General features: G+C 58.7%; 23 protein-coding genes and 1 tRNA gene. 7 read left to right on the top strand and 17 right to left on the bottom strand.

Annotated features, from left to right (window positions below; genetic code table 11):
- Positions 1-29 precede the first annotated feature (29 nt).
- Both MTP40_RS00580 and MTP40_RS00575 read right to left on the bottom strand, forming a co-directional pair.
- Positions 30-1,640 carry a phosphoenolpyruvate--protein phosphotransferase gene (locus tag MTP40_RS00580; protein ID WP_249259647.1) on the bottom strand — a complete coding sequence of 537 codons (1,611 nt, stop codon included), beginning with the start codon at positions 1,638-1,640 and terminating at the stop codon, positions 30-32.
- Positions 1,637-2,809: a patatin-like phospholipase family protein gene (locus MTP40_RS00575; RefSeq protein WP_249259646.1), complete on the bottom strand. Its 1,173-nt coding sequence runs from the start codon at positions 2,807-2,809 to the stop codon at positions 1,637-1,639. The genes MTP40_RS00580 and MTP40_RS00575 overlap by 4 nt, the downstream gene beginning before the upstream one ends.
- 137 nt (positions 2,810-2,946) lie before the next feature.
- Between MTP40_RS00575 and MTP40_RS00570 the strand changes: the two genes are divergently transcribed.
- Entirely contained in the window at positions 2,947-3,597 is a 651-nt protein-coding gene (locus MTP40_RS00570; protein WP_249259645.1) for an HAD family hydrolase, read from the top strand.
- 61 nt (positions 3,598-3,658) lie between these two features.
- Here the strand turns inward: MTP40_RS00570 and MTP40_RS00565 are convergent, their stop codons facing one another.
- The gene (locus MTP40_RS00565) at positions 3,659-4,381 is read right to left on the bottom strand and encodes a LytR/AlgR family response regulator transcription factor (RefSeq protein WP_249259644.1); all 723 of its coding nucleotides are present in this window, start codon (positions 4,379-4,381) and stop codon (positions 3,659-3,661) included.
- An 88-nt stretch (positions 4,382-4,469) separates the two neighbouring features.
- Between MTP40_RS00565 and MTP40_RS00560 the strand changes: the two genes are divergently transcribed.
- Positions 4,470-5,411 carry a glycosyltransferase family 2 protein gene (locus MTP40_RS00560; RefSeq protein WP_249259643.1) on the top strand — a complete coding sequence of 314 codons (942 nt, stop codon included), beginning with the start codon at positions 4,470-4,472 and terminating at the stop codon, positions 5,409-5,411.
- A 43-nt stretch (positions 5,412-5,454) separates the two neighbouring features.
- On the opposite strand, the gene MTP40_RS00555 is transcribed toward MTP40_RS00560, so the two are convergent.
- From MTP40_RS00555 to MTP40_RS00540, 4 genes are all read right to left on the bottom strand, one after another.
- A complete protein-coding gene (locus MTP40_RS00555) occupies positions 5,455-7,254 on the bottom strand; it encodes an aminopeptidase P family N-terminal domain-containing protein (RefSeq protein ID WP_249259642.1) in 1,800 nt (599 codons plus the stop codon).
- Positions 7,255-7,420: 166 nt separating this feature from the next.
- Positions 7,421-9,313: a heavy metal translocating P-type ATPase gene (locus tag MTP40_RS00550; RefSeq protein ID WP_249259641.1), complete on the bottom strand. Its 1,893-nt coding sequence runs from the start codon at positions 9,311-9,313 to the stop codon at positions 7,421-7,423.
- A gap of 323 nt (positions 9,314-9,636) precedes the next feature.
- A complete protein-coding gene (locus tag MTP40_RS00545; protein ID WP_117476568.1) occupies positions 9,637-9,858 on the bottom strand; it encodes a cation transporter in 222 nt (73 codons plus the stop codon).
- Between the two features lie 79 nt (positions 9,859-9,937).
- A complete protein-coding gene (locus MTP40_RS00540; RefSeq protein WP_005928738.1) occupies positions 9,938-10,279 on the bottom strand; it encodes an ArsR/SmtB family transcription factor in 342 nt (113 codons plus the stop codon).
- A 262-nt stretch (positions 10,280-10,541) separates the two neighbouring features.
- Between MTP40_RS00540 and MTP40_RS00535 the strand changes: the two genes are divergently transcribed.
- Positions 10,542-10,928, top strand: coding sequence for a thioesterase family protein (locus tag MTP40_RS00535; RefSeq protein ID WP_005928748.1), 387 nt, complete (start codon positions 10,542-10,544; stop codon positions 10,926-10,928).
- A gap of 13 nt (positions 10,929-10,941) precedes the next feature.
- Here the strand turns inward: MTP40_RS00535 and MTP40_RS00530 are convergent, their stop codons facing one another.
- Positions 10,942-11,205 (bottom strand): hypothetical protein, encoded by a 264-nt coding sequence (locus MTP40_RS00530; RefSeq protein ID WP_143405622.1) that lies wholly within the window; start codon positions 11,203-11,205, stop codon positions 10,942-10,944.
- A 14-nt stretch (positions 11,206-11,219) separates the two neighbouring features.
- Here MTP40_RS00530 and MTP40_RS00525 point away from each other — a divergent pair, with 14 nt between their 5' ends.
- Entirely contained in the window at positions 11,220-12,884 is a 1,665-nt protein-coding gene (locus MTP40_RS00525) for a Na+/H+ antiporter NhaC family protein (protein ID WP_117535458.1), read from the top strand.
- Between the two features lie 40 nt (positions 12,885-12,924).
- Positions 12,925-13,404, top strand: coding sequence for a MarR family winged helix-turn-helix transcriptional regulator (locus tag MTP40_RS00520; RefSeq protein WP_005928757.1), 480 nt, complete (start codon positions 12,925-12,927; stop codon positions 13,402-13,404).
- Between the two features lie 308 nt (positions 13,405-13,712).
- Here MTP40_RS00520 and MTP40_RS00515 read toward each other — a convergent pair whose 3' ends face one another.
- Positions 13,713-14,186: a hypothetical protein gene (locus MTP40_RS00515; protein WP_249259640.1), complete on the bottom strand. Its 474-nt coding sequence runs from the start codon at positions 14,184-14,186 to the stop codon at positions 13,713-13,715.
- Positions 14,187-14,395: 209 nt separating this feature from the next.
- On the opposite strand from MTP40_RS00515, the gene MTP40_RS00510 reads away from it, so the two are divergent.
- On the top strand, positions 14,396-15,064 hold the full coding sequence (locus MTP40_RS00510; protein ID WP_249260103.1) for an alpha/beta hydrolase: 669 nt from the start codon (positions 14,396-14,398) through the stop codon (positions 15,062-15,064).
- A 292-nt stretch (positions 15,065-15,356) separates the two neighbouring features.
- Here MTP40_RS00510 and MTP40_RS00505 read toward each other — a convergent pair.
- Positions 15,357-15,447, bottom strand: a tRNA-Ser gene (locus tag MTP40_RS00505).
- Between the two features lie 381 nt (positions 15,448-15,828).
- Between MTP40_RS00505 and MTP40_RS00500 the strand changes: the two genes are divergently transcribed.
- Positions 15,829-18,066 (top strand): glycoside hydrolase family 2 protein, encoded by a 2,238-nt coding sequence (locus tag MTP40_RS00500; RefSeq protein ID WP_249259639.1) that lies wholly within the window; start codon positions 15,829-15,831, stop codon positions 18,064-18,066.
- 100 nt (positions 18,067-18,166) lie between these two features.
- On the opposite strand, the gene MTP40_RS00495 is transcribed toward MTP40_RS00500, so the two are convergent.
- From MTP40_RS00495 to MTP40_RS00465, 7 genes are all read right to left on the bottom strand, one after another.
- The gene (locus tag MTP40_RS00495; protein ID WP_347562940.1) at positions 18,167-18,448 is read right to left on the bottom strand and encodes a helix-turn-helix domain-containing protein; all 282 of its coding nucleotides are present in this window, start codon (positions 18,446-18,448) and stop codon (positions 18,167-18,169) included.
- A complete protein-coding gene (locus MTP40_RS00490) occupies positions 18,445-18,807 on the bottom strand; it encodes a type II toxin-antitoxin system RelE/ParE family toxin (protein ID WP_117534360.1) in 363 nt (120 codons plus the stop codon). The genes MTP40_RS00495 and MTP40_RS00490 overlap by 4 nt, the downstream gene beginning before the upstream one ends.
- Positions 18,808-19,001: 194 nt before the next feature.
- Entirely contained in the window at positions 19,002-19,205 is a 204-nt protein-coding gene (locus tag MTP40_RS00485) for a hypothetical protein (protein ID WP_117534361.1), read from the bottom strand.
- A gap of 43 nt (positions 19,206-19,248) precedes the next feature.
- Positions 19,249-19,545: a TM2 domain-containing protein gene (locus MTP40_RS00480; protein WP_097773042.1), complete on the bottom strand. Its 297-nt coding sequence runs from the start codon at positions 19,543-19,545 to the stop codon at positions 19,249-19,251.
- A 115-nt stretch (positions 19,546-19,660) separates the two neighbouring features.
- Positions 19,661-21,178 carry an MFS transporter gene (locus tag MTP40_RS00475; protein ID WP_249259638.1) on the bottom strand — a complete coding sequence of 506 codons (1,518 nt, stop codon included), beginning with the start codon at positions 21,176-21,178 and terminating at the stop codon, positions 19,661-19,663.
- A gap of 364 nt (positions 21,179-21,542) precedes the next feature.
- Complete coding sequence (locus MTP40_RS00470) at positions 21,543-22,094, bottom strand: TM2 domain-containing protein (protein WP_197036446.1); 552 nt, start codon at positions 22,092-22,094, stop codon at positions 21,543-21,545.
- Positions 22,095-22,230: 136 nt separating this feature from the next.
- Positions 22,231-23,859 carry an MFS transporter gene (locus tag MTP40_RS00465; protein ID WP_156068572.1) on the bottom strand — a complete coding sequence of 543 codons (1,629 nt, stop codon included), beginning with the start codon at positions 23,857-23,859 and terminating at the stop codon, positions 22,231-22,233.
- Positions 23,860-23,977: the final 118 nt, after the last annotated feature.

The raw sequence follows: 23,977 nt of genomic DNA, 5'->3' as shown, positions 1-23,977 counted from the left end.
AAAAGGACGGCGCATGCCGTCCTTTTTGTTTACTTTATTTTCGCGTTCATCAGCGCTTTTTTCACCTCAATGAGGTTTTGCGGGCTGACCGAGAAGCTCCGCAGGCCCAGCTGCAGATATTGCAGGGTGTTGGCCGGATTGCCCACCGCGCTGCCGCAGATGGTCACGGGGATCCCGCCCTCCCGGGCAGCCTCCACCACCATGCGGATGAGCTTTTTCATTGCGTGGCTGGCCGGGCGGTAGTAGCGCTCGGCAATGGAGATATCCCGATCCACCGCGTGGGTGTACTGGGTCAGGTCGTTCGTCTCGATGACAAAGAAATCGCACCCGTGCTCCACGAATTCCTCTGCCGTCAGGCAGGCCGAGGGCACCCCGAACATCACGCCAAAGGGCGTGTCCGGGTCAAACTCCTCCCCCCGCTCCCGCAGCAGCTGGCGGCAGTGCGCTACCAGCCGCATGGCCTCATCCCAATCCTCGAGGTTGGTCACCATGGGGAACATGACCCGCAGGGGGCCGTGGGCTGCCGCCCGGAGCAGGGCGCAGATCTGCGTTTCAAACTGATGGGTCTGGCGCAGGCTGCTGCGGATGCCCCGCAGGCCCAGCTTGGAGGATTCCAGCCCCCTATGGATATCGGCCATGGCGCGGTCCACACCAAAATCAAAGGTGCGCACTGTCACCACACCGCCCTTTGCGGCGGCAATGCAGGATTGATAGAACACGAACTGCTCCTGCTCGTCCACCGGGCGGCCCGGCAGCATCATATAGCCGCTGCGCAGCAGGCCCACGCCGGAAGCGCCTGCCTGCAGCGCCGATTCAATATCCTCCTGCCCGTAGCAGTTGGCCAGGAGCTCAAACGGCACATCATCCTTTGTCCGGTTGGGCAGGACGCTGATGCGGGCGGCTTCCGCGCTCTCCCACTGCAGCTCGCAGATGCGGCTGACCGCCTGCTGGCGGGTGTTGGCATCCGGGTCCAGGATGCACTCGCCGTTGTTGGCATCCAGCACCACAGTACGGCCATCGCAGTCGTCCAGAAACGCCTGCCCCACCTGCACCACACAGGGAATGTGCATGGCCCGCGCAATGATCGCCGCGTGGCTCTGCTTATTGCCCTCCGAAGTGATGATGCCCAGGATCATCCCCGCCGGAACGCTGAACAGATCGCTGGGCATCAGCATCTCTGCCGCCAGGATCACCGGGTGATCCAGCGCCAGCCAGACCCGGGGACGGTTGGTCAGCACGTTCACCACGCGGCGGGCGGCATCCAGAATATCCGCACTGCGCAGCTGCATGTAGGCGTTGTCCTCCATGGCCGCAAGCTGCTCTGCATAGCGGTTGCCCGCACGGTACATGGCCTCGGCAGCGCTGATGCCCGCCTTGATCTGGAATTTGACCTCGTTCATAAAGCCTTCGTCTTCCAGCATCATGCTCTGGAACAGGAAGATGGCCTGCTCCGTGGGGCCGCTGCGGTCTGCCATGCCGTCCAGCTCACGCTGGGCTGTCCGGACAGCGTTTTCCAGCAGGCGCTGTTCCCGTTCCGCGTTGAACGGCCCGGTGGCAAAATTTTCGTGCCAGCGCTCCAGCCGGCTCACCTTTCCCATCACAAGGCCCGGCGAGGCGCTGCGTCCCTGATAGACCTTCATTCCTTGATCACCTCCGGCAGTACCGGCCCGGTAAGGGCACGGCAGACCAATGCCTGTAAGAACGTATTGGGCAGCAGAGCGGCCCGTGCGGCCTGTGCCGCATTGCCGCTGCCCTCAAACAGGGGCGCAAAGCTCTCGATGCGCTCCCGGTCGCATTTTTCCAAAAAGGCTTCCGCCAGTGTCCGGGTGGTATAGAACACGGTGGGGTCCACGCCCGCATCCTCGGCGGCAGCTTCCAGCGGGGCCAGCTGGGCATCCTTCATGTTGGCCAGCAGCAGGGCCGCATCCGCTGTCAGGGTCACGGGGTATTTTTCCCGCACCGCTTTCTGCACCTGCTGGAATTTCCACGCAAAGGCGGCGGCATCCTCACAGCTCTCGGCGCTGGTGGAAACAGCATAGGCGCAGCCCCGCAGGTATCCCATGGCGCGGCGGGTATCGTAGTAGCCCAGCTCCATGTTCCGTCTGGCGGTATCGGGGTCAAAGTGGAGGATGTCCCCCAGCTCCCAGTAGCTGCGGATCATGGTGGTGGGCAGGCCGGTGCGGTTGGGCAGGGTGATGCCCACCCCTTCCAGATCCACACAGACCAGCTCCTCCGCGCCCATCTTCTGGGCCAGCGCGGTGGGCATATTGTCCCGGTAGCCACCATCCAGGAACTGCACCCCGTCGATCTGCTTTGCCCGCAGGGCGGGGAAACAGGCGGCCGAGGCCAGCAGATAATCCTTCACCTTGCCCGCCGGGATATCCTCCAGCGTCAGCTCCCGGGGCTTCAGCCCCCGCTTTTCCACGGTGACAAGGCCGAACCGGATGGGCGAAGCCCGCAGGGCATCCTCATCCAGCACCCGCTCCACGATCTCTTCCAGCGGGGTCACGTCCATGCCGCCGTCCCGCACCACTTCCCGCAGGAAGGCGTGCAGTTCAGAGAGGTCGGCGTTTTCCTCCGGCAGCTCCATCACGTCCTGGCTGCGGATGCTCATCCACATATCCCGGGCCGTTTCGTACAGATCCAGCGCAAACATGGCACCGTTCAGGCTGCCCACACTGGTGCCGGTGATGATCTGGGGCCGCCAGCCCAGCTCGGTCAGGGCACGCCACACACCCACCTGATAGCTGCCGCGCGCACCGCCGCCTGCCAGCACCAGTGCCTTGACCGGGGTATCATTCTGTGCCATCTGGAACGCCTCCTAGTCATTCTTTGGAAATCTGTCAAAAGTATACCATATTTTCCGGAAAAATTCTCCCTGTTTTTGGAACAAAATCCATGGTATAATTTTGTTAACTTGTGTGAAACGATGGTGGAGGTAAAACAATGCACTGCAACAACTGGATCTTTGATATGGACGGCACCCTGACCGACAGCATGACCGTGGTATGGGAGGGTGCGCCCGATGCCCTGCTGGCCCGCTATGGCCGCACCCCAAAATCCGACCTCCACAAAACGCTCCTGACCATGGGCATGGCCGATGGCGCGGCCTACCTCATCCGGGAGTATGACCTGCCCCTGAAAATGGAAGACTACAACGATGTGATGTGGGATGTTATCACCAAGCTCTACGAGACCGTGGAGCTCAAGCCCGGCGTGCGGGAGCTGCTGGCCCGCCTGAAGGCCGAGGGTGCCCGCATGTGCATCTGCTCCAACACCTGGAGCGCCCAGTGCCGCACCGTGCTCACCCGTTTGGGCATCGATGAATATTTCGACTTCTATGTGGAGGCACAGGGGGCGCTCCACAAGAGCAGGCCGGATGTATTTTTCCAGACCCTTACACGCCTGGGCGGCACTGACCCCGACCGGTGCGTTGTCTGTGAGGATTCCCTCTACGCCGCCCGCACCGCCCACGATGCAGGCTTCCACGTCATCGGCATCGCCGATGCCGCCAGCAAGTCCGATGAGCCCGCCCTGCGGGAGGTCAGCGACCAGTTCCTGACCGACTGGAAGGAGCTGGACTGGGACAAAGTATGACCCCTGCACCATGCAGAAAGCGGCCCGCAGAAGCAGGCCGCTTTCTTTTTGTATGATAGACCTATCCTTCCAGAAACGCCCGGAACGCCGCCCTTACGGCGGGCTCACGCCCCCGGGGGATGGGCACCCGGGCACCGCTGCGCATCCAGAGCTCCCCGGAAGAGAGCTGAGCGGCGGCGGCAAGGTTGACCACATAGGAGCGGTGGGGCTGCAGAAAACGGGCATCGGCCAGCAGGGGCTTTGCCACCTCGGAAAAGGGGACCCGCAGGGAGAGGGAGGCCACGTCCTCGCCGCTGGCAAGGTGGTAGTGCACCACATGGTGGGTGCACTCCAGATATTCGATGTCCGCAAAGGGCAGGGCCCGCAGGCCCATGGCCGTGGTGACCGGGATGACCGGGCCGTATTCCGGCTCAGTGGCCCGGTCCAGCAGGGCTGTCAGCTGCTCCGGACGGAACGGGATATGCAGGTACTGCATCGCGTCCACCCGGAACGCTTCGTAGGCATAGGCCGTGGTGTGGGCCAGAAAGGCCAGCGGGGCCCGCACACCCCGGCGGCGCAGCTCTGCAGCCGCCTGCAGGCCGCTGCACGGGTTGGCGGCGGGCAGCTCGATGAGGTAGAGCTCGTACCGGGAGCCAGCTTCCTCCTGCCGCAGCAGGGCCGCCGTGCTTTCCAGCTGCTCCACGATGCAGGCATCGGCCCGGCGGGCATAATATTCCATGCAGTGGCGCTGCACCCGGCCCCGCAGCACAGGGTCCGGGCTGCACACCGCAATGTGAAAGATCATATCCGCTCCTCCTTTCTCTCTGCACAGCGCTTGATTTTTGCGCCATGAGGGAGTATTATGGACGAAAAAAGAAATGGGGAACACCGCCATGGATCAGCCGCTCGTCAGCATCATCCTGCCCGTATACAACGCTCAGAATCATCTGGGCCGCTGCATCGGCAGCATCCTGAACCAGACCTATAAAAACATTGAACTCATCATCCTGAACGATGGCTCCAAGGATCACAGCCTGCCCGTGTGTGAGGAGTTCCGCGCCAAGGACAGCCGCATCGTGCTGGTGGACAAGGAGAACTCCGGCGTGTCCGACACCCGCAACCTGGGCCTGAAGCTGGCCGGGGGCGAGTATGTCCAGTTCGTGGACAGCGATGACTACATTGACCCGGACTTCACCCAGCATCTGGTGGAAGCCGCCGAGACGCACCACGCAGACCTTGTGATTGCGCCCTACAAGATGGTGATCCCTGCCGGGGCCACAAAGCCCGAGCAGGTGCTGGAAAAGCTGGAGGACAATCTGGGCGTGATGAGTGTTGCCCGGCCCCCTGAGGTGCGGGAATACGGTTTCCTGCCCGCCGGGGTCTACGACAAGGACACCTTTGCCCTGCGGCTGATGGACAAGCCTGCCTCCTACTTTTACAGTGTGCTCTGGAACAAGCTCTACCGCCGCATCCTGCTCACCGGCAATGACATCCAGTTCACCAGCGAGCTGAAATGGGCCGAGGATCTGGTGTTCAACATGCAGTATATCCAGTATGCCGAGACCTTTGTTTCCATTGACAAAGCCGGTTACTACTACGTCCAGAATCCCCAGAGCATCTGCCACACCCAGATCAACCCGGCCTCCATCGTGCAGAACAAGATCCAGACGTTCCGGTATTATAAAGACCTCTACACCCGTCTTGGGATGTACGAGGAAGTGCGGCCCCAGCTGTACAAGTTCCTGGTGGATATCGCCGAGAGCACCTACCCCTCCGGCCCCTTCAAAAAGATCATTGAGGAAGCCAAGGAATATTGGAAAAACCGGAAAGAATAAACCAAAATCGGGAGACCCCCTGCGGGGTCTCCCTTTTTTGTGGTTATGCTCCGATGGCAGCGCACTTCTTTGCCAGCCAATCCCGCTCTTCTTCATTCAGGCGGGGAGCCAGCTTCTCAAACACTTCGCGGTGGTAGGCGTTCAGCCAGTCCAGCTCGTCCCGGGTCAGGACACCGGGCACCACAGGAGAGGTGGCAATGGGCACAAAGGTCAGCGGACGGAAGGCCAGGAAGGTGCCGTACTGGTTGTCGGCCTTGTGGTAGCACTCCAGCTCGTTCTCAATGCGGATGCCCACCTGACCAGCCTCGTACACGCCCGGCTCATCGGTGATGATCATGCCCGGCTGGAACACCGTGGTGTTGCGGCCGTTCAGGGCGTGGGGACCCTCGTGGACGTTACCCACAAAGCTGACGCTGTGGCCGGTGCCGCAGCGGTAGTTGATGAGGTGCTGCCACAGCGGCTCACGAGCGATGGTATCCAGCATGTGGCCGTCGCAGTAGTTCAGCCAGATAGCCTTTGCGATGTCGATGTGGCACTGCAGGGTCCAGGTGTAGAACAGCTTTTCGTCCTCGGTCAGTTCACCCAGCGGGTAGGTGCGGGTGATATCGGTGGTGCCGTCCAGATAGGTGGCACCGCTGTCCACCAGCAGGAAGCCCTTGCGCTCCAGCTTGGCATGGTCCTCCTCGGTGGCGTGGTAGTGCATCATGGCAGCGTTTCCACCGTAGGCGGCAATGGTGCCAAAGCTCTCCACGATGAATTTGTCCTGTGCGGAGCGGTACTTGTGGAGGATCTCGTCCACAGTCAGCTCGGTCAGCTCTTCCCCGGCAGCCAGACGCTCTTCCAGCTCCTTCTGGAACCGCACCATGGCAACCGCATCCCGCAGATGGGCTTCGCGGTCGTGAGCCAGCTCGACCTCATTCTTCACGCCCTTCATGGGCAGCAGGGGGTCGGCCTCATCCTTCACGGTCAGGGCGGCGTTGTTCTGCAGGGTCTCGTAAACGGCAAAGTTCACGGATGCAGGGTCAGCCAGCACGGTCTGGGGCTCGGTCTCAGCGGCCAGGAACTTGAGCACGTCATCGTACTCCTGGATCTCCACGCCGTTGGCCTTGAGCTCTGCGGCAGCTTCCTCGCCCAGACGTGCGGTGTTGATGAAGAGCACCGCGCGCTCCGGGGTCACATAGCAGTAGGACATGGCATAGGGGGTGCACTGGATATCCATGGCGCGCAGGTTCAGCAGCCAGGCCAGATTATCCAGCTTGCCCACCAGCTGTGCGGTGCAGCCCAGTTCCTTGAGTTTGCCGCGCAGGCGCTCCAGCTTTTCGGCAGGGGAGAAGCCTGCATACTCCTTGGGCAGGATCCATGCCGGGGTGGCAGGCCGGGCGGGGCGGCCCTCGGTCCACAGCTCATCCTCAAGGTTCAGGGTCTTGATGGTGCCCTTCTTGGCATCCAGCTTCTTCTGCACGCCGCGCACCAGCCCGCAGGAAGCGGTCAGGCCGCACAGGCCCAGCACGCCGTTCTCAGGCAGCACCTTGCCGCAGTATTCCTCCACGGTGGGCACGCCCGGCTCGCCCATCCGCATCAGCTGGATCTCGGTACCGGCGATTTCCTTTTCGGCCTGCACAAAGTAGCGGCCGTCTGCCCAGACAGCGCTCTCGGTGGGGGTGACGACGAAGTTGGAATTTTCGCCGTGGAAGCCGGAGAAATAGGTCAGGGAGGTGTAATGGTCGGGCAGGTACTCGCTGGAATGCGGGTCACCCACCGGAATCAGATAAACGTCCACGCCGTTGGCCTTCATGGCAGCCCGCAGGGCAGCCAGACGCTCAGGAACCGTGTTCATGCTCATAACAAAAAGCCTTCTTTCTTCCATCTATCATCTATCTGCCGGAAAAACGTCCGGCGGCGGGGGTCACTGTGTCTTATTGTACCATCACTCCGGGCAGAATGCAATTCACCGGCAGCGAAAAGCCCCCGCCGGGGCATCAGCACTCAGGCGGGGGCAGAAAGCACGGTCACTGCACACTCTTTTTTGCAAGATCTTTGGTGTACAGGGCACGGGTGGCGTTCAGCACAGCCAGCACCATCACACCCACATCGGCGAAGATGGCGGTCCACATGCTGGCCAGACCCAGCGCGCCCAGCACCAGGCAGGCAAACTTGATCGCCAGTGCAAACACGATGTTCTGATACACGATGCGCAGGGTGCGGCGGGCAATGCGCATGGCCAGCGCGATCTTGGCCGGGTCATCGTCCATCAGGACAACGTCAGCGGCCTCGATGGCAGCATCGGAGCCCAGAGCACCCATGGCGATGCCCACATCGGCACGGGACAAAACCGGGGCATCGTTGATGCCGTCGCCCACAAAAGCGAGGTTTTCTTTGGGCTGCTTTGCAGCGAGGAGCGTTTCGATCTGGTCCACCTTGTCGCCGGGCAGCAGGCCTGCATGGTATTCATCCAGCCCCAGCTCGGCGGAAACGGCCTTTGCCACAGGCTCTGCGTCGCCGGTCAGCATGACCGTCTTGCGGACACCGGCCTGTTTCAGGCCCTTGATGGCAGCAGCACTGTGGGGTTTGACCACATCGGCGATGAGCAGATAGCCTGCGTATCTGCCCTCCATAGCAACATGAACGATGGTGCCCGGCTCGGTGATCTCGGGAACTGTCAGGCCCAGCTTTGCCATCAGGCGGGCGTTGCCGGCGGCGACGGTTTTTCCGTCCACCTTTGCGGTCACGCCGTGGCCGCCCAGCTCCTGCACATCGGTCACACGGCTGGGGTCGATGTCCTTACCGTAAGCGTTCTTGATGCTCAGGGAGATGGGGTGCTTGGACCAGCTCTCGGCCAGTGCGGCGGCTTCCACAAGGGCATCCCCGGTCACGCCGTTTTCGGGGTGGATGCCCACCACCTTGAAGGTGCCCTGGGTCAGGGTGCCGGTCTTATCAAACACCACGATGCCGGTGCGGGCCAGCTCTTCCAGATAGGTGGAGCCCTTGACCAGGATGCCGCAGGCGGACGCACCGCCGATGCCGCCGAAGAAGCTCAGCGGGATGGAGATGACCAGAGCGCAGGGGCAGCTGATGACCAGGAAGGTCAGGGCGCGGTAGACCCAGTCACCGAAGCGGGCGGGCTGGCCCATCAGCAGCAGAACGATGGGGGGAACAAAGGCCAGCGCCAGTGCGCCGTAGCAGACGGCGGGGGTGTAGACCCGGGCAAAGCGGGTGATGAAGTTCTCGGTGCGGGCCTTTTTCATGCTGGAATTTTCCACCAGGTCGAGGATCTTGGAAACGGTGGATTCGCCGAACTCCTTGGTGGTCCGCACCTTCAGCAGGCCGGTCATGTTCACACAGCCGCTGATGACCTCATCGCCGGAACGGACATCCCGGGGCAGGCTCTCGCCGGTCAGGGCGGCGGTGTTCAGGGCAGAAGTTCCCTCCACGATGATGCCATCAATGGGCACCCGCTCGCCGGGCTGGACCACGATCACAGTGCCCACCTCCACATCATCGGGGTCCACCTGCTCCAGCCTGCCGTCCTCGCCCTCAACATTGGCGTAATCGGGGCGGATATCCATCAGGCTGGAAATGCTCTGGCGGCTCTTGCCCACGGCCACGCTCTGGAACAGCTCGCCGATCTGGTAGAAGATGATAACGGCACAGCCCTCCACATAATCGCCCAGCGCAAACGCGCCCACGGTGGCAACGGCCATCAGGAAGCACTCGTCAAAGGGCTGGCGGTTCTTGATGCCCAGCAGTGCCTTGCGGAGCACATCCCAGCCGACCACCAGATAGGGGATGCAGTAGAGCAGCAGCTCCACCGGCGTGGGGAACTGGGGCAGCAATTTGAGGATGAGCACCAGCACCAGAGCAGCAATGATCCGGTACAGGTTCTTCTTCTGCTTTTTATTCATATCTGTACTCTCCTTTTTTCTGGGTTCTGGGCCGCAATGCGCCGCGGCGGGCGGGGTGGATTCAACAGGTTTTCCCCACGGGATAGACTTTTCCACGTTTTCCCCTGAGTTTTCCACGGACTTTTCCCGGAGAAAACCTGCTTTTTCGCGTTTCTTTTTGCACTTTTTCGCAGAAGCTGTTGAAAACCCGGTGGAAACTGTTGAAAACCCGTTTTCTTTTCCACAGTTTCCTACACCGGCTTTTGGGCCGTTCTGCCCGAAAAATGCGTCACAAAAAGCTCCCCCGCAGGGGAGCCGCACTGGAGTTACAAACCCCTGTTTCCTCAGATATCAAAGATCTCGCAGTCGTCCTCGACCTTTTTGCAGGCAGCCAGAACATTCACCATGGTGTTGTGGGGGTCTGCACCCTCAGCAAACTCAACCTTCATCTTCTGGGTCATAAAGCTGACGGTAGCCTGTGCCACGCCTGCAACGGTGTTGGCGGCATCCTCCATCTTCTGGGCGCAGTTTGCGCAGTCAACTTCGATCTTGTAGCTCTTCTTCATTATAAGTACCTCTCTTTATTTTATATGGACCTCTCAGGCACGCCTTGTGCGCCCGGAGGCTTTGTACTGCGTTTTCCGTTTACTCCTCAATGTGGTCCATGCCCATCGAGAGGATGCTTCTCACATGGTCATCATCCAGTGCATAGTAAACGGTTTTGCCATCCCGGCGGAAGCGCACCAGCTTGGTATCCTTGAGCACCCGGAGCTGGTGGCTCACTGCCGACTGGCTCAGCTGCACCGCATTGGCAATGTCCTGCACGCAGAGTTCATTGTCATGCAGCGCATATAAGATCTTGATGCGGGTGGAGTCGCCGAACACCCGGAACAGGTCGGCCAGCTCATACAGCACCTCGTCATCCGGCATCACCACCGGTTCCGTGTTTTCCTGCCCCGCCGGGGTCATTTGCTCCAATCCGATCATGTCCGTTCTCCTTTTGCTGCGTTTTACATGAACGTCTGCTCATGTGTTCATATTATCATGCAGAAGAGCTTCTGTCAAGGGGTTTTGCAAAGATTTCCGCATTCCTCTTAAAATCATCGAAAAAAGCCGCAAAAAACGCCCAAACGGAGGGAGATTTGCAGAAAAAAACGCCCAAACAGGTGCATCTGTGCCAAAAGTGTGGTATTCTAACAATGTATTTTCAAAATTTTCGCCTTCGGGCATCTGGAAAGGACGTATTTTTATGTTGGAAGCTGGAATCCGCGGCGAGCAGAGTGTCGCCGTTACTTCCGAGAACACCGCAAAGACCATGGGCAGCGGCACGCTGGACGTGTTTGCCACCCCCGCGCTGGTGGCACTGGCCGAAAAGACCTGCTGGATGAGCGTTGCCGCCGCGCTGGACGAGGGCTGCGGCACCGTGGGCACCCGGCTGGAGCTGGAGCACAGCGCCCCCACCCCTGTGGGCATGACCGTGACCTGCGAGAGTGAGCTGACCGCCGTGGAGGGCCGCAAGCTGGTGTTCAAGGTCTCCCTGCACGACGAGAAAGGCCCTGTGGGCGGCGGCGTGCACGAGCGGTTCATCATCAACAACGCCAAGTTTGCCGCAAAGGCAGAGAGCAAAAAGGGGTAACGGCCTCGCCCTCTCAGTCAGCGCCGTTGGCGCTGCCAGCTCCCCCAAAGGGGGAGCCTTTGGCATTGTGGGCAGGCTGACCGTGCAGATACAGCGGCACTCTGTCCTCTTCCATCACCTGCGCTTCCGCCTTTTGCTGGGCGGCGGTCAGCAGGCGGATGGCCTGTTCGTTGGCGCGGAACAGCTCAAAATACAGCGCTTTATAATCCGGCGTGGCGGCGGCCCCCTTTCCGTTTGCAATAGGGATAGTCTGCCCCGGGCCGGGACAAAAAATCAAGTGAGGAATCATTTATGAAAAAGACAAATCTCTCCTGGGTGGGGGCACTGCTGGTGTTTGCCCTGCTGCTGTGGTGCACCGCAGCCACCCCCGGCACCATTGCCGACCCGGCCAGCTACGCCCCCGCGGTGTACAGCTCCATGCTTTCCCTGCTGCCGCCGGTGGTGGCCATTGTGCTGGCCCTGAACACCAAGGAGGTCTACACCTCCCTGCTGGTGGGCATTGCCACCGGCGCGCTGCTCTTTGCCAACGGCAACCTGGAGCTGGCGCTCAACACCCTGTTTTTCAACGAGGACGGCGGCATGGTTGCCAAGCTCTCTGACAGCAGCAACGTGGGCATTCTGGTTTTTCTGGTGATGCTGGGCATTCTGGTGGCCCTGATGAACAAGGCCGGCGGCAGCGCCGCCTTTGGCCGCTGGGCTTCCACCCACATCCACACCCGGGCCGGGGCGCAGTTTGCCACCCTGATTCTGGGTATGCTCATTTTTGTGGACGACTACTTCAACTGCCTGACCGTTGGCTCTGTGATGCGCCCCGTGACCGACCGGCAGAAGGTCTCCCGCGCAAAGCTGGCCTACCTCATTGATTCCACCGCCGCGCCCATCTGCATCATTGCGCCGGTGTCCAGCTGGGCCGCCGCCGTTACTTCCAGCGTGCCCGAGGGCTCCGGCATCAACGGTTTTACCATGTTCCTGCGCACCATCCCCTATAACTATTACGCCCTGCTGACCATTGTGATGAGCCTGTTCCTCATCTTCACGGGCACGGACTACTGCTCCATGAAGCAGCACGAGGACAACGCCCGGGCCGGTGACCTTTTCACCACGGCCGACCGCCCCTACGGCGACGATGTGGATGCCGAGGACGATGCCCACGGCCATGTCATTGATCTGGTGGCCCCGGTGCTGGTGCTGATCGCGGCCTGCATCTTTGGCCTGATCTACACCGGCGGCTTCTTTGAGGGCGTGGACTTCATCACCGCCTTCTCCGACTGCAACGCCTCCGCCGGTCTGGTGCTGGGCAGCAGCATTGCCCTGATGTTCACCTTTGTGTTCTACCGTGTCCGCAGCGTGATGACGTTCCAGGATTTTGCCGCCTGCATCCCCGAGGGCTTCAAGGCCATGGTCAGCCCCATGCTGATCCTGACCCTGGCCTGGACGCTTTCCGGCATGACCAACCTGCTGGGTGCAAAATATTACGTTGCCAACCTGCTGGGCGGCTCCGCTGCCGCCCTGCAGTACCTGCTGCCGGTCATCATCTTCCTGGTGGCGGTGTTCCTGGCCTTTGCCACCGGCACCTCCTGGGGCACCTTCTCCATCCTGATCCCCATTGTCTGCCACGCTTTCCCCCAGGGCGAGATGCTGGTGGTCTCCATTGCGGCCTGCCTGTCCGGCGCTGTGTGCGGCGACCACTGCTCTCCCATTTCCGACACCACCATCATGGCCTCTGCCGGTGCGCATTGCAGCCATGTGAACCATGTTTCCACCCAGCTGCCCTACGCCATTACCGCCGCTTCCTGCTCTGCCGCGTGCTATGTGATCACCGGCCTGACCCAGATGTTCCTGGGCAGCAGCGCCAGCCTGTGGACCTCGCTGATCCTGCTGGGCGTTGCCATTGTGCTGGAGCTGGTGGTGCTGAACATTCTGCGCGTAAAGCTGGGCAAAAAGACCAAAGCGTGATATACTAAAGGAAATTGAGTGTTCGAAGGGAGACCGTACCATGCTGGAAAAAGCATTCAACGATGTCTATACCAAGTTCAAGCTCCATTTCTACCAGAACGTGTTCCAGCGCTTTGCCACCCGTGAGGCGACCCTGACCACGGTGGAATCCTTTTGCATGGAGGGCATTATGGCCATGGGGGAGCCCACCATTGCGGAGTTTTCCCGGATGATGCAGATCTCCACCCCCAACGCGGCGTATAAGATCGGCTCGCTGGTGCGCAAGGGCTATGTGGAAAAGATCCAGTCCACCACCGACCGCCGGGAGTATCACCTGCGGCCCACCCAGAAGTATATCGACTACTACAACATCAGCTACTCCTACCTGAGCACGGTGGTCCAGCGGGTGAACAAGCGCTTCCCCAAAGAGGACGTGAAGAAGCTGGAACAGATGCTGACCATCATCAGCAACGAGCTGATGCCCGAGCTGAACCTGGAAAACAACCCGGAGGCTCCGGAGGAAAAGAAAACCGCGCGCTGAGCCGCACCCTTCCGGAAACCCCGGAAGCCCGTGCGCCGACCCCGCACAGCCAGACAGGGCTGCCCCACAGAGATGTGGAGCAGCCCTGTTTTTTTCTGCCGGAACGGGCCATGCGGCCAACAAAAAAAGCCCCGGAGGGCTTGCGGGACCCTCCGGGGCGAGGCAGCGGCGTGCGGGCCCGCTGCCTCAGGGAATAGCGATTGGCAGGAGATTCTGGAAAGTAACTTTTTGGGGGAATCGTTAAGGAATGTGATGCATGGCCCAAAGGGTCAGCGGGGTGGCTGCCTGGGGCCTTTGGGGGTTGGGGTTCAGTGCTGGGACTTGTAGAACATGGCCTTGCGCTTGCGCTCCATCCAATATCCCGCTGCAGACAGCACCATGCCTGCGCCCAGCATCAGGTCTGCCAGCCAGCCGCTGGTGCCGGTCTGGATCAGCTTGGCATCCTGCACCGCCGGGAGCACCGGGGTCTCAGGAGCGGGAGCGGGGGCCGGGGCGGGAGCGGGGTCAGGTCTTGCATCCTGCACCACGGGCAGCACCGGAGCCTCGGGGGCGGGAGCCCACACCTGCTGGTACAGCTCCTTCAGCGATTGCAGATCCCGGCCGGAGAGGGCACGGTAGACCCGGAACATCTGCCGGTTGCACAGCCGGAGGATGCCGCAGGCTTCCTGCAGGCCGGAGGGCAGGCCCTCCAGCGGGAGCACCCGGCACAGCCATGCCAGCAGCACCACGGTGCCCACCGCACAGCCTCTTTGAACCTGTTCTCGCTGCCTCTGCCCCATCATGCCAGCCTCCTTCTTTTGTGCCGTTCTCCGGTGGTTTTTCTCCATTATATCACATCCGTGCTGTAATTTGCCAGAGAGCAGAGGGGAATGTACCTCTGTGCCGCTTGCGCCTGCTCTGAAAACCGTTTGAATTGCAAAAAGATTTTTTAGTTGCTATACTGGGCTTATCAAATTTTTTTCAGGAGGATGCCGCAGTGACAGCACAGACAATGCCAATCGGGAACAGACCTTGCCGCATTTACGGCGGGGCTAATGCAGAATACTTGCTGCTCCAAATGACAGGTGAGCATGAGCTGCAAAGTATGGATTATGAAGTGGCGGCCATCGCACAAAGCAGCCGGAATTTTCTGTTTGCGGCTATCCCGGTGGAAAGCTGGAACGATGCGCTTTCTCCGTGGAAAGCCCCTGCCGTGTGGGGAAAGCAAGGCTTCGGCGGCAAAGCCGGGGACACCCTGCGCTTTCTGACGGAACAGGTCATTCCCACACTGGAGCAGCAGTTTCGTCTCCCGGAAAACGTCAAAATCATTCTGGGCGGCTACTCGCTGGCCGGGCTGTTCGCTTTGTGGGCATCCACCCAGACCGATTTGTTCTACGGTGTCGCCGCCGCTTCTCCCTCTGTGTGGTTTCCGGGCTGGATGGAGTTTGAACAGCAGCACCCGATACAGGTGCAGCACATTTATCTGAGCCTTGGCGACAAGGAAGAGCGCACGAAAAACACCATCATGGCTGCGGTAGGGGATAATATCCGCACTCTGCACAGTCGGCTTACAGAGCGTGGCGCAGACTGCACCCTTGAATGGAACAGCGGTGGACACTTTAAGGACGCTGATTTGCGTACGGCAAAGGCTTTTCGCTGGGTGATGGAGGAACGCACATGACCATTTATTGGCGGAGATGGTGGGCATTCTCCCGCGGGCTAAGCAACAGCCCGCAGGGCTGATTGCTTGCGGCCTGCGGGCCGCCGCCCTGTTCTCATCCGCACCATCTTTGCCGCAAAAAAGGCACCAGCCTGAGCCGGTGCCTTTTATTGGCGGAGATGGTGGGCATTCTCCCGCGGGCTAAGCAACAGCTCGCAGGGCTGATTGCTTGCGGCCTGCGGGCCGCCGCCCTGTTCTCATCCGCACCATCTTTGCCGCAAAAAAGGCACCAGCCTGAGCCGGTGCCTTTTGTTGGCGGAGATGGTGGGATTCGAACCCACGTGCCCGATTAAGGACAAAACGATTTCGAGTCGTTCTCGTTACGACCACTTCGATACATCTCCATATTCATAGCTATATAATTATAGCAAAAAGCCGCCGTTCCGTCAACACTTTCTGCCGGAGGGACCCACAGCGCCAAAGAGGCCTTCTGGTTAGGGATGAGCGGAAGCCGCTGCCGCCCTCTGCGGAGAGGTACAACCTCCTTTTCCTCTCTGCTTCAGGGCATCTTTTTCATGCTGTGCTGTCATTTCCAAGGGCCAGATTGTAAAATCGTGGAATCATCGTCTGGATTTTCACAAAATATTACTATTTTGCCAAAAGATTGTACAAACTCTGCCCCCCTCTGATGTGCTATACTAAAATCAACAACCGGCCTGTTTCCGGCATTTCTTCTGCCATGCAGGCCGCCGAAACAAAGAAGAAAACCAGAAGGAGCAGTATCGATGAGAGAGATCATTTCCTTGAACGAAAACTGGACCCTGTCCTTCCCCAAGGGCGAGCGTCCTACCGAGCAGGTCACCCTGCCCCACACCTGGAATGCTGTGGACGGCATGGACGGCAACGGCAGCTATCTGCGCACCACCGGTGTCTACACCCGCACCTTTACCCAGCCCAAGCAGCCTCTGGCTGGCGGCCGCACCTACGTTGAGGTGCTGGCAGCTGCTCTGGCCGCAACCGTGAAGGTCAACGGCCAGGTGGCAACCACCCACGAGGGCGGCTTCTCCATCTTCCGTGCCGATGTCACTGACCTGTGCCACGAGGGCGACAACGAGCTGACCATCGAGGTCTCCAACGAGGACACCCCCTCCATGTACCCCGCTTCCGCCGACTTCACCTTCTACGGCGGCCTGTACCGCGGCGTGAACCTGATCAGTGTGCCCGGCACCCACTTTGACCTGGACTACTTCGGCGGCCCCGGCATCAAGGTCACCCCCAAGCCCACCGAGGACGGCGGTGCCACCTTTGAGATCGAGAGCTGGGTCACCAACGGCGAAGAGGCCTATACCGTGATGTACAGCATCGAGGACTGCTACGGCAACGAAGTTGCTTCCGGCGTGCGCCCCTGCGACAGCACCAAGGTCACCCTGTACGTTCCCGATGCCCAGCTGTGGAGCATGGACGAGCCCAACCTGTACACCGTGACCGCCCGCCTGCAGAAGAACAACGAGACCTTTGATGAGATCTACGCCAACGTGGGTGTCCGCAGCTATACTGTGACCCCGAACGACGGCTTCTCCATCAACGGCGTGCCCACCCCGCTGCGCGGCGTGGCTCGCCATCAGGATCGTCTGTACAAGGGCAACGCCCTGACCGCTGAGGATCACTACGAGGATGCCATGCTCATCAAGGAGCTGGGTGCCAACACCATCCGTCTGGCCCACTATCAGCACAGCCAGGACTTCTACGACGCATGTGACGAGCTGGGCTTCGCCGTCTGGGCTGAGATCCCCTTCATCAGCGTCTTTAAGAAGGACCCCTCCGCTCACCAGAACTGCCGTCACCAGATGACCGAACTGATCATCCAGAACTACAACCACCCCTCCATCATGTTCTGGGGCCTGTCCAACGAGATCCTGATCGGCGGCATCTGCCAGGAGCTGGTGGACAACCACCACGACCTGCAGAAGCTGGTGCGTGAGCTGGATCCCACCCGTCTCACCACCATTGCCCACGTCTCCAACACCCCTGTTGACGGCCCCATGCATCACATTACTGATGTAGAGAGCTACAACCACTACTTCGGCTGGTACGGCGGCAAGATGGAACAGAACGGCCCCTGGCTGGACAAGTTCCACGCCGAGCACCCCGACATCTGCATCGGCATCTCCGAGTACGGCACCGAGGGCATCATCAACTGGCACAGCAACGATCCCCAGTGCAAGGACTACACCGAGGAGTATCAGGCACTGTACCACGAGCATCTGGCTCAGGTGTTCGAGGATCGTCCCTGGGTGTGGGCTACCCACTGCTGGAACATGTTCGACTTTGGCTGTGCTGCCCGCAACGAGGGCGGCGTTGCAGGCCGCAACAACAAGGGCCTGATGACCATTGACCGCAAGACCAAGAAGGACAGCTACTTTGTCTACCAGGCATACTGGTCCAAGCAGCCCATGGTCCACATCGCTGGCCGCCGCCATGCACAGCGCGCAGGCGAGACCACCGAGATCAAGGTCTACTCCAACCAGGACACCGTTGTGCTGTACGTCAACGGCAAGGAAGCCGGCCAGCAGACTGCACACCGCGTGTTCAAGTTCAACGTTGCTCTGGAAGAGGGCTTCAACACCATCCTGGCCGTTGCCGGTGACGTGAAGGATTCCATCACGCTGGAAAAGGTCGAGAAGGAGCCTGATTGCTACACTCTGCCTGAGTTCAACGAGCGTCAGGAGGGCGTTGCCAACTGGTTCAAGCAGGTCGGCAGCCTGGATCTGAAAGCTCCGATGGAGTTCCCCGAGGGCTATTACAGCATCAAGGACAGCATGGAGGATCTCTCCAAGAACGAAGAGGCTCTGGCTCTCGCCACCAAGGCTGTCAAGCTGGCCACCAACTTTGACATCAAGCCCGGCGTTGGCATGTGGGATATGATGAAGCGCATGACCCCTGAGGCTATGGCCAAGATGATCAACATGCCCGACGGCTTTATCGAGAGCCTGAACGCACAGCTGATCAAGATCAAGAAGTAAGTACTTCCTATATCTGAACACCAAAAGCGAACGAACCGCCCCGGCACTGCACAAAGCAGCCGCCGGGGCGGTTTTTGTATGCGGCAAATGGCAAGATGAATCAGGCCGCTGAGATGGTCAATTTCAAACCCAGCTGCTGGAAGATCTTCAGCAGGGTATCCAGATTGGGCATCGTTTTAAAGGATTCGATCCGTGCCACCGAGGATTGCGGAATACCGCACCTCGCTGCCAGTTCCCGCTGGCTCAATCCCATCGCATTGCGCTGCTCTACCATTGCTTTCACGATTGCAGACATTGCTTCCGCTTCCCGGATATCCTTTGCAATGTCCGGGTCAACAGCTGCCACATGCTCCTTATAATCGTTCCAGGTCCTCATATTCATTCACCCTTTCTTGCAAGCCAATCATCACGTTCCGCTTTTGCTCGTTCAATTTCACGCCGCGGTGTTTTTTGCGATCTCTTCCGAAACTGGTGCAGCAGCACAAACCGGTCACCCCGCCAACAGAAGTAGAATACCCGGTTATTTCCCGGACGCAGCTCCCAGATGCCATCCATCAGATGCTTCGTCACATTCTCGGAAAGCCGTGTTCCGTTGTCCTGCAGCAGCTGGATATACAACACGATCTGTTTATACTGTATTCGCGCATCCTTATTGGATGCGCTTTTTATCCGCAGCTCTTCCAAAAAGTCCCACAGTTCGGAAACGCCTCTGTCGTTCTCGTAAAATTCGACTGTATACATTCATGTTCCTCTTCTATGTGCGGCTTATCCCTCAGCCTTATGATAGCACATTTGCTATCAGTCGTCAATCTATTTTCTCATCTCCCACACTCTCTTGCAAACCAAAAGGGCCCTGCGGCATTTGCAGGGCCCTTTCGGTTATGGGAGATCATGAAATAGCAAAGCATCTTTACTATGCTGCCCCAGCCTGCGGCTCAGCGCTTCTTGCTGCGCTTCTTCTTGCGCGGGGCAGAACGGGCAGGGTTCTGGGTGGGAACAGAATCATTGGAGTGCTTCTGTTCCATCCGATATCTGACGTAATTGGGAATCACGACCGCGATCACGATCAGCAGGATCCAGACCAGGATGCTGGGCTGCTCGTGGTTGGTGTTGAACAGAAACTGCATGACATTATCCATAGGGTGTTTTCCTTTCCGGCCCAGCAGGCCGCCAGAGGGCTTTTTACAGCCAGATGTTGCCGTTTTCGTCCGGTTTCATGGGCACGGCAATGATGAAGTCCACGATGGTCATAGCGGCAGAGAAACCACTCCAGAAGGTTGCCAGATACAGCAGGCCCAGCACCGGGCGCTTGGCATAGAACTGGTGCGCACCAAACGCGCCCAGAATGCACAGGCGCATATACTTCTTACGGCTGACACAGTGCTTTTCACGGTGTTCTCTCCAGTATAACAGGTGGTCGATGGTGTTCCAGATGAACCCATGGTCCGGGTCCTTTCCCCACTGTGTCTTTTCTTCCATTTACGATGTACCTCTTGTCTGAATTTTGTTCCAAAAGCAGAAAACCGCCCGCCGCAAGGGCGAGCGGTTTTCCTATTTGATTTTACAGGTTTCCGCAGAAAATTGCAAGTACCAATTAGGCGTTCTCAGCCATGGTCTTCATCTTGATCTGAGCGACCTCATCCTGGATCTCTTCCATCTTCTCCTTGGTCAGGGGATAGAACTTCATAGCGATCAGGTTGCAGACCAGGCCGATCATGATCATGCCGTATGCGCAGAAGACAACGCCGCCGCGCAGGCCCGGGGTAACAGGGTCACCCATAACGGGGTTGTGGTCGGTGAAGCCGCACATGCTGAACATGATACCGGCGACCATGGGAGCGAAAGAGGAGACCAGCTTATCCACGAAGCTGAACAGGGTGCCCATCAGGCCGGGGACGTACTTGCCGGTACGGTAGACTTCGTAGTCAGCGCAGTCAGCGGTCATGGGGATAACGATGTTACCGGAGATACCCTGGAAACCAGCAGTGACGATGGTAAAGACCAGATAGATGATCAGGAAGTAGCCCCAGTTCAGAGCACCAGTCTCGGGGTTGGAGGTCATGGTGGTAGGATCACCGAACAGCCACAGAGCTGCCAGGATACCATTGGTGATCAGACCGCCCACAGAACCGATCAGCATAGCCTTGCGCTGACCCAGACGGGTAGCAAAGAAGCTGATGAACAGGAAGCACACGATGGTGCTGGGGATGGTGACCAGACCGGTAACATTACTCTGCAGCAGGTTGGAACCGGCGATGCAGGCGAACATGGCGACCATGACGGCGCTGGACTTTGCAGAAGAACCCAGCTTATCGGTAGATGCGGACAGGACCAGCATCTGGATGGCGCGGTTGTTCTTCAGGGTATCCCAGTAATCCTTCAGGCCGACCTTGACAGGTTTGCCGGTGCCGAAGAACTCGGAACGATCCTTGGGAGCGATGGAGATCACAGCGATGATGGTGAAGATCGCAGACATGACAGCGGTCATCTTCCACAGGGTGTCAAAGAACTCCAGAGATGCGTAACCGCCCACATCGTTGTAGCTGTTGGCGATACGGGGAATGATGATGCCCAGAATGGCGAACAGCAGGGTGTTGAACACGCCGTCGAAGGAAGCGAACATGGGGCGCTGCTTGGGGTCATTGGTCATGCAGCTCTGTGCAGACTTGGTAACAACACACTGGCAGGTGTAGCCCAGGTAGTAGACCATCAGAACGACCACATAGAAGGGGAAGCGCACGCCCTGAGGCAGCTTGTGGGTGACATGGAAAGCGATGTAGCTGGTCACGCACAGGATGATCTGACCGATCACGATGAACGGGCGGTTCTTGCCGAACTTGCCGTTGGTCTTATCGACCATGAAGCCGACGAACGGGTCAGTGACACCGTCCCAGATACGCATCATCATGGTCAGGGAAGAAGCGACCATCATGCCAACGCCGACCCAGCCCATCAGGTAGAAGGTAGCGTAGTTCATCATCATCAGATAAACGTTGGTTGCGGTGTTGTTCAGCGCGTAGCCTGCGATACGCCACAGGGGAACGCGGTGGATGCCGTTGTGCTCATAGTCCTTATCATAGAACTTATCCGGCAGACTTCTGGTTTTTGCCATTTCATTCTCTCCTTTGTTCACACAGGAACATTCTCCGTTTTCTCCATGGGGCTTACAGCTGCCACTGCGTACCAGCCCGTCCGGAACTTTATGTCTATATTATGAACGCTTTTTGATCTATCTGTTAGTAATATTTTAAGGTGAAACAGGTCAATTTTACGATTATGGGAAAAGTTTCACGAATGTGAAAAATTCTATTGTGCTTATTGCACAATCAATTGATATACTAGTATAGCACAACGCCAGTTAGCTGCCACTATGTTCTGCGCCGGAGAACGGGCCTGCAAACGCCAGAAAGGGCCCACGGCAAATGCCGCAGGCCCTTTCTGGCGCTAGGAGGTAAATGAATGAATAGAGGAAGATGTCAGATCAGGATGTCGCCGTTCTCATCGGCCTGCATGGGCAGTGCAATGAGAAGGTCGGTCACGCAGAGGAAGAAGGGCACCATGCTCCAGAAGAACAGGGTGTAGAAGGCCGCCAGCGCATACCGCTTTTCATAGTAGCGGTGGCCGCCGCACCAGCCCAGAAACAGGCAGAGCAGAAGGTACTTCTTTTTGTTCACCTTGTGCCTTACGCGGTTCTTTTTCCAATCGTGATACTTACCAATGAGGCCCGGGCTCTTCTCCTTTTCGAGATCGATGCCGGCTTCCAGCTTGGCATCCTGCAGCGCCAGCTCCGCCTTGATAAAGTCATCCCGTGTGAACTCTTCGCCGGTCTCCAGCTTGTGGAACACATCGTCCGTTACCTGCTGGCGGCTGCCGGTGCCGTAATAGCCGGTGCTCCAATCGTCCTTTTCCTCGTCGTAGTGCTCCACATCGCCCAGCAGTTCGCCGGTGGTGGGGGCCTTTTCCGGGGCCTCAGCGGAGGGGGCCGGGGTGATCTCAGGGGTCTGGTTCAGCTTGTTTTCTTCTGCCATAGTGGTATTCCTTCCGGGTCTCAGGGTATCAGAAAGTCCTGCGGCAGAGGATGGCCCGCCGCAGGACATTTCCGGTTACGATGCAGGACAGCGGCGCTGTCCCGGATTCAAAATTTCCGCAGGGAGATGGTTGGCATTAAGCCTGCTTTGCAGCAGCCTCAGCCTTGATGCGGCCGATCTCAGCCTGGATCTCTTCCATCTTCTCCTTGGTCAGGGGATAGAAGTGCATGGCAACAACGTTGCACAGCCAGCCAACGATGGGCAGCAGGACGAAGCAGCCGATGGTTGCCCAGAAGATGCCGTCAGAGTACGGAGTCATGGTGTCGGGCAGAGCGTCCTTGAAGCCGACCATGGAGTAGAACAGAGCCACAACGGTAGCAGCCAAAGAGGAGACCAGCTTATCCACGAAGCTGAACAGGGTGCCCATCAGGCCGGGAACGTACTTACCGGTACGGTAGACCTCGTAGTCAGCGCAGTCAGCGGTCATGGTGATAACGATGGAGGAGGACAGTGCCTGCACGCCGGACCATGCGATGACCAGCAGCACGAAGATCAAAGCGGTGGTGGTCCAGCCGGTGAACAGGGTGCCCCAGGTGTCAGGACGGATCAGGCGGAATGCGGGCAGAGAGAACTTGGAAGCATCGCCCTTGGGGTTGAAGAAGAACAGGAACAGGGTGATGGCGATGGAGCCGATGATGCCGCCCCAGGTACCCACCAGCATGGATGCCTTCTGGCCCATCTGACGTGCGATCTTGTTCATCAGCAGGATGGAGATCAGGCAGATGGGGATAGAGGTGATCTGAGAGTAGCTGGAGTATGCGGCATAGTTGCCGAAGATGATGCCGAACAGGCAGATCATAACGGTAGCGTTGCTCTTGGTGGACATGAACAGCTTATCGGTAGATGCGGAGACCACCAGCATCTGGATGGCGCGGTTGTGAGCCAGGGTGTCAACGTAATCCTTGATGCCGACCTTCTGGGTGGTGCCCAGACCGAAGTACTTCGGATTGTCCTTACGCCACAGGGCGATGATGGCGCAGACTGCAAAGACAGCGGACAGGCCGCCGAACATCAGCTGCATGGTGGTGAACAGGCCGGGGTTGTAGAAAGCGGACAGGCTGCCGCCGGACTTCTCCACGATGCCTGCCAGAGCAGGGTTCTGTGCCACCAGAGAAGCGATCTCGGCAGCGTTGGCCTCGGCAGTCAGGGTGAACTTGGGCACCAGGACATCGGTGACAATGATGGGGAAGAGAATGTTCATCAGGATGATGTTGTACACGGTATCGCACATTGCGAAGATGGGGCGCTGCTTGGGATCGTTGGTCAGGCAGGTCTGAGCAGACTTGGTGACAACGCACTGGCAGGTGTAGCCCAGGATGTAGATCATGTAGATGATGATGAACGCAACAAAGCGGACACCAGTGCCCATCTTGGGGATGAAGTTGAACATCACGAAGGTGGTGACGAACATGATGATCTGACCGATGACAATGAACGGACGGTTTTTGCCGAACTTGCCGTTGGTCTTATCGACCATCATACCAACGAACGGGTCGGTGACACCGTCCCAGACACGCATGATGGTAACAATAGAACCGGCCAGCACGGATGCCAGACCGACGATACCGATCAGGAAGTAGCTGATGTAACCGACCACCATCATGTAGGTGTTGGTGGAGGTGTTATTCAGAGCGTACATCATGATCTCCCACATTTTCGCTCTGTGGATGCCGTTTTCTTCAAGCGGCTGTTTGACCTTTGCCATAGAAGGGTTCTCCTTTCAATTCTGCGGCCGGTGTGCTGCCACTCACTCCGGCCTTTCATTCGGTCCCCCGTGGGCTGCGGCTGCCACATCGCGAACCGGGGGATTTTTATGTATACAT

Origin of the sequence: Faecalibacterium sp. IP-3-29, assembly GCF_023347335.1 — a bacterium.
GTDB classification, from domain to species: Bacteria; Bacillota; Clostridia; order Oscillospirales; family Ruminococcaceae; genus Faecalibacterium; species Faecalibacterium duncaniae.
Note: the sequence above shows the minus strand (reverse complement) of the source record. Positions and strands in the feature narration are given on the sequence as shown.

Bases quoted from the DNA above. Each gene is read 5' to 3' on its own strand.
- MTP40_RS00580 (WP_249259647.1), bottom strand. From the start codon at position 1,640: ATGAAGGTCTATCAGGGACGCAGCGCCTCGCCGGGCCTTGTGATGGGA.
- MTP40_RS00575 (WP_249259646.1), bottom strand. From the start codon at position 2,809: ATGGCACAGAATGATACCCCGGTCAAGGCACTGGTGCTGGCAGGCGGC.
- MTP40_RS00570 (WP_249259645.1), top strand. From the start codon at position 2,947: ATGCACTGCAACAACTGGATCTTTGATATGGACGGCACCCTGACCGAC.
- MTP40_RS00565 (WP_249259644.1), bottom strand. From the start codon at position 4,381: ATGATCTTTCACATTGCGGTGTGCAGCCCGGACCCTGTGCTGCGGGGC.
- MTP40_RS00560 (WP_249259643.1), top strand. From the start codon at position 4,470: ATGGATCAGCCGCTCGTCAGCATCATCCTGCCCGTATACAACGCTCAG.
- MTP40_RS00555 (WP_249259642.1), bottom strand. From the start codon at position 7,254: ATGAGCATGAACACGGTTCCTGAGCGTCTGGCTGCCCTGCGGGCTGCC.
- MTP40_RS00550 (WP_249259641.1), bottom strand. From the start codon at position 9,313: ATGAATAAAAAGCAGAAGAAGAACCTGTACCGGATCATTGCTGCTCTG.
- MTP40_RS00545 (WP_117476568.1), bottom strand. From the start codon at position 9,858: ATGAAGAAGAGCTACAAGATCGAAGTTGACTGCGCAAACTGCGCCCAG.
- MTP40_RS00540 (WP_005928738.1), bottom strand. From the start codon at position 10,279: ATGATCGGATTGGAGCAAATGACCCCGGCGGGGCAGGAAAACACGGAA.
- MTP40_RS00535 (WP_005928748.1), top strand. From the start codon at position 10,542: ATGTTGGAAGCTGGAATCCGCGGCGAGCAGAGTGTCGCCGTTACTTCC.
- MTP40_RS00525 (WP_117535458.1), top strand. From the start codon at position 11,220: ATGAAAAAGACAAATCTCTCCTGGGTGGGGGCACTGCTGGTGTTTGCC.
- MTP40_RS00520 (WP_005928757.1), top strand. From the start codon at position 12,925: ATGCTGGAAAAAGCATTCAACGATGTCTATACCAAGTTCAAGCTCCAT.
- MTP40_RS00515 (WP_249259640.1), bottom strand. From the start codon at position 14,186: ATGATGGGGCAGAGGCAGCGAGAACAGGTTCAAAGAGGCTGTGCGGTG.
- MTP40_RS00510 (WP_249260103.1), top strand. From the start codon at position 14,396: ATGCCAATCGGGAACAGACCTTGCCGCATTTACGGCGGGGCTAATGCA.
- MTP40_RS00500 (WP_249259639.1), top strand. From the start codon at position 15,829: ATGAGAGAGATCATTTCCTTGAACGAAAACTGGACCCTGTCCTTCCCC.
- MTP40_RS00495 (WP_347562940.1), bottom strand. From the start codon at position 18,448: ATGAATATGAGGACCTGGAACGATTATAAGGAGCATGTGGCAGCTGTT.
- MTP40_RS00490 (WP_117534360.1), bottom strand. From the start codon at position 18,807: ATGTATACAGTCGAATTTTACGAGAACGACAGAGGCGTTTCCGAACTG.
- MTP40_RS00485 (WP_117534361.1), bottom strand. From the start codon at position 19,205: ATGGATAATGTCATGCAGTTTCTGTTCAACACCAACCACGAGCAGCCC.
- MTP40_RS00480 (WP_097773042.1), bottom strand. From the start codon at position 19,545: ATGGAAGAAAAGACACAGTGGGGAAAGGACCCGGACCATGGGTTCATC.
- MTP40_RS00475 (WP_249259638.1), bottom strand. From the start codon at position 21,178: ATGGCAAAAACCAGAAGTCTGCCGGATAAGTTCTATGATAAGGACTAT.
- MTP40_RS00470 (WP_197036446.1), bottom strand. From the start codon at position 22,094: ATGGCAGAAGAAAACAAGCTGAACCAGACCCCTGAGATCACCCCGGCC.
- MTP40_RS00465 (WP_156068572.1), bottom strand. From the start codon at position 23,859: ATGGCAAAGGTCAAACAGCCGCTTGAAGAAAACGGCATCCACAGAGCG.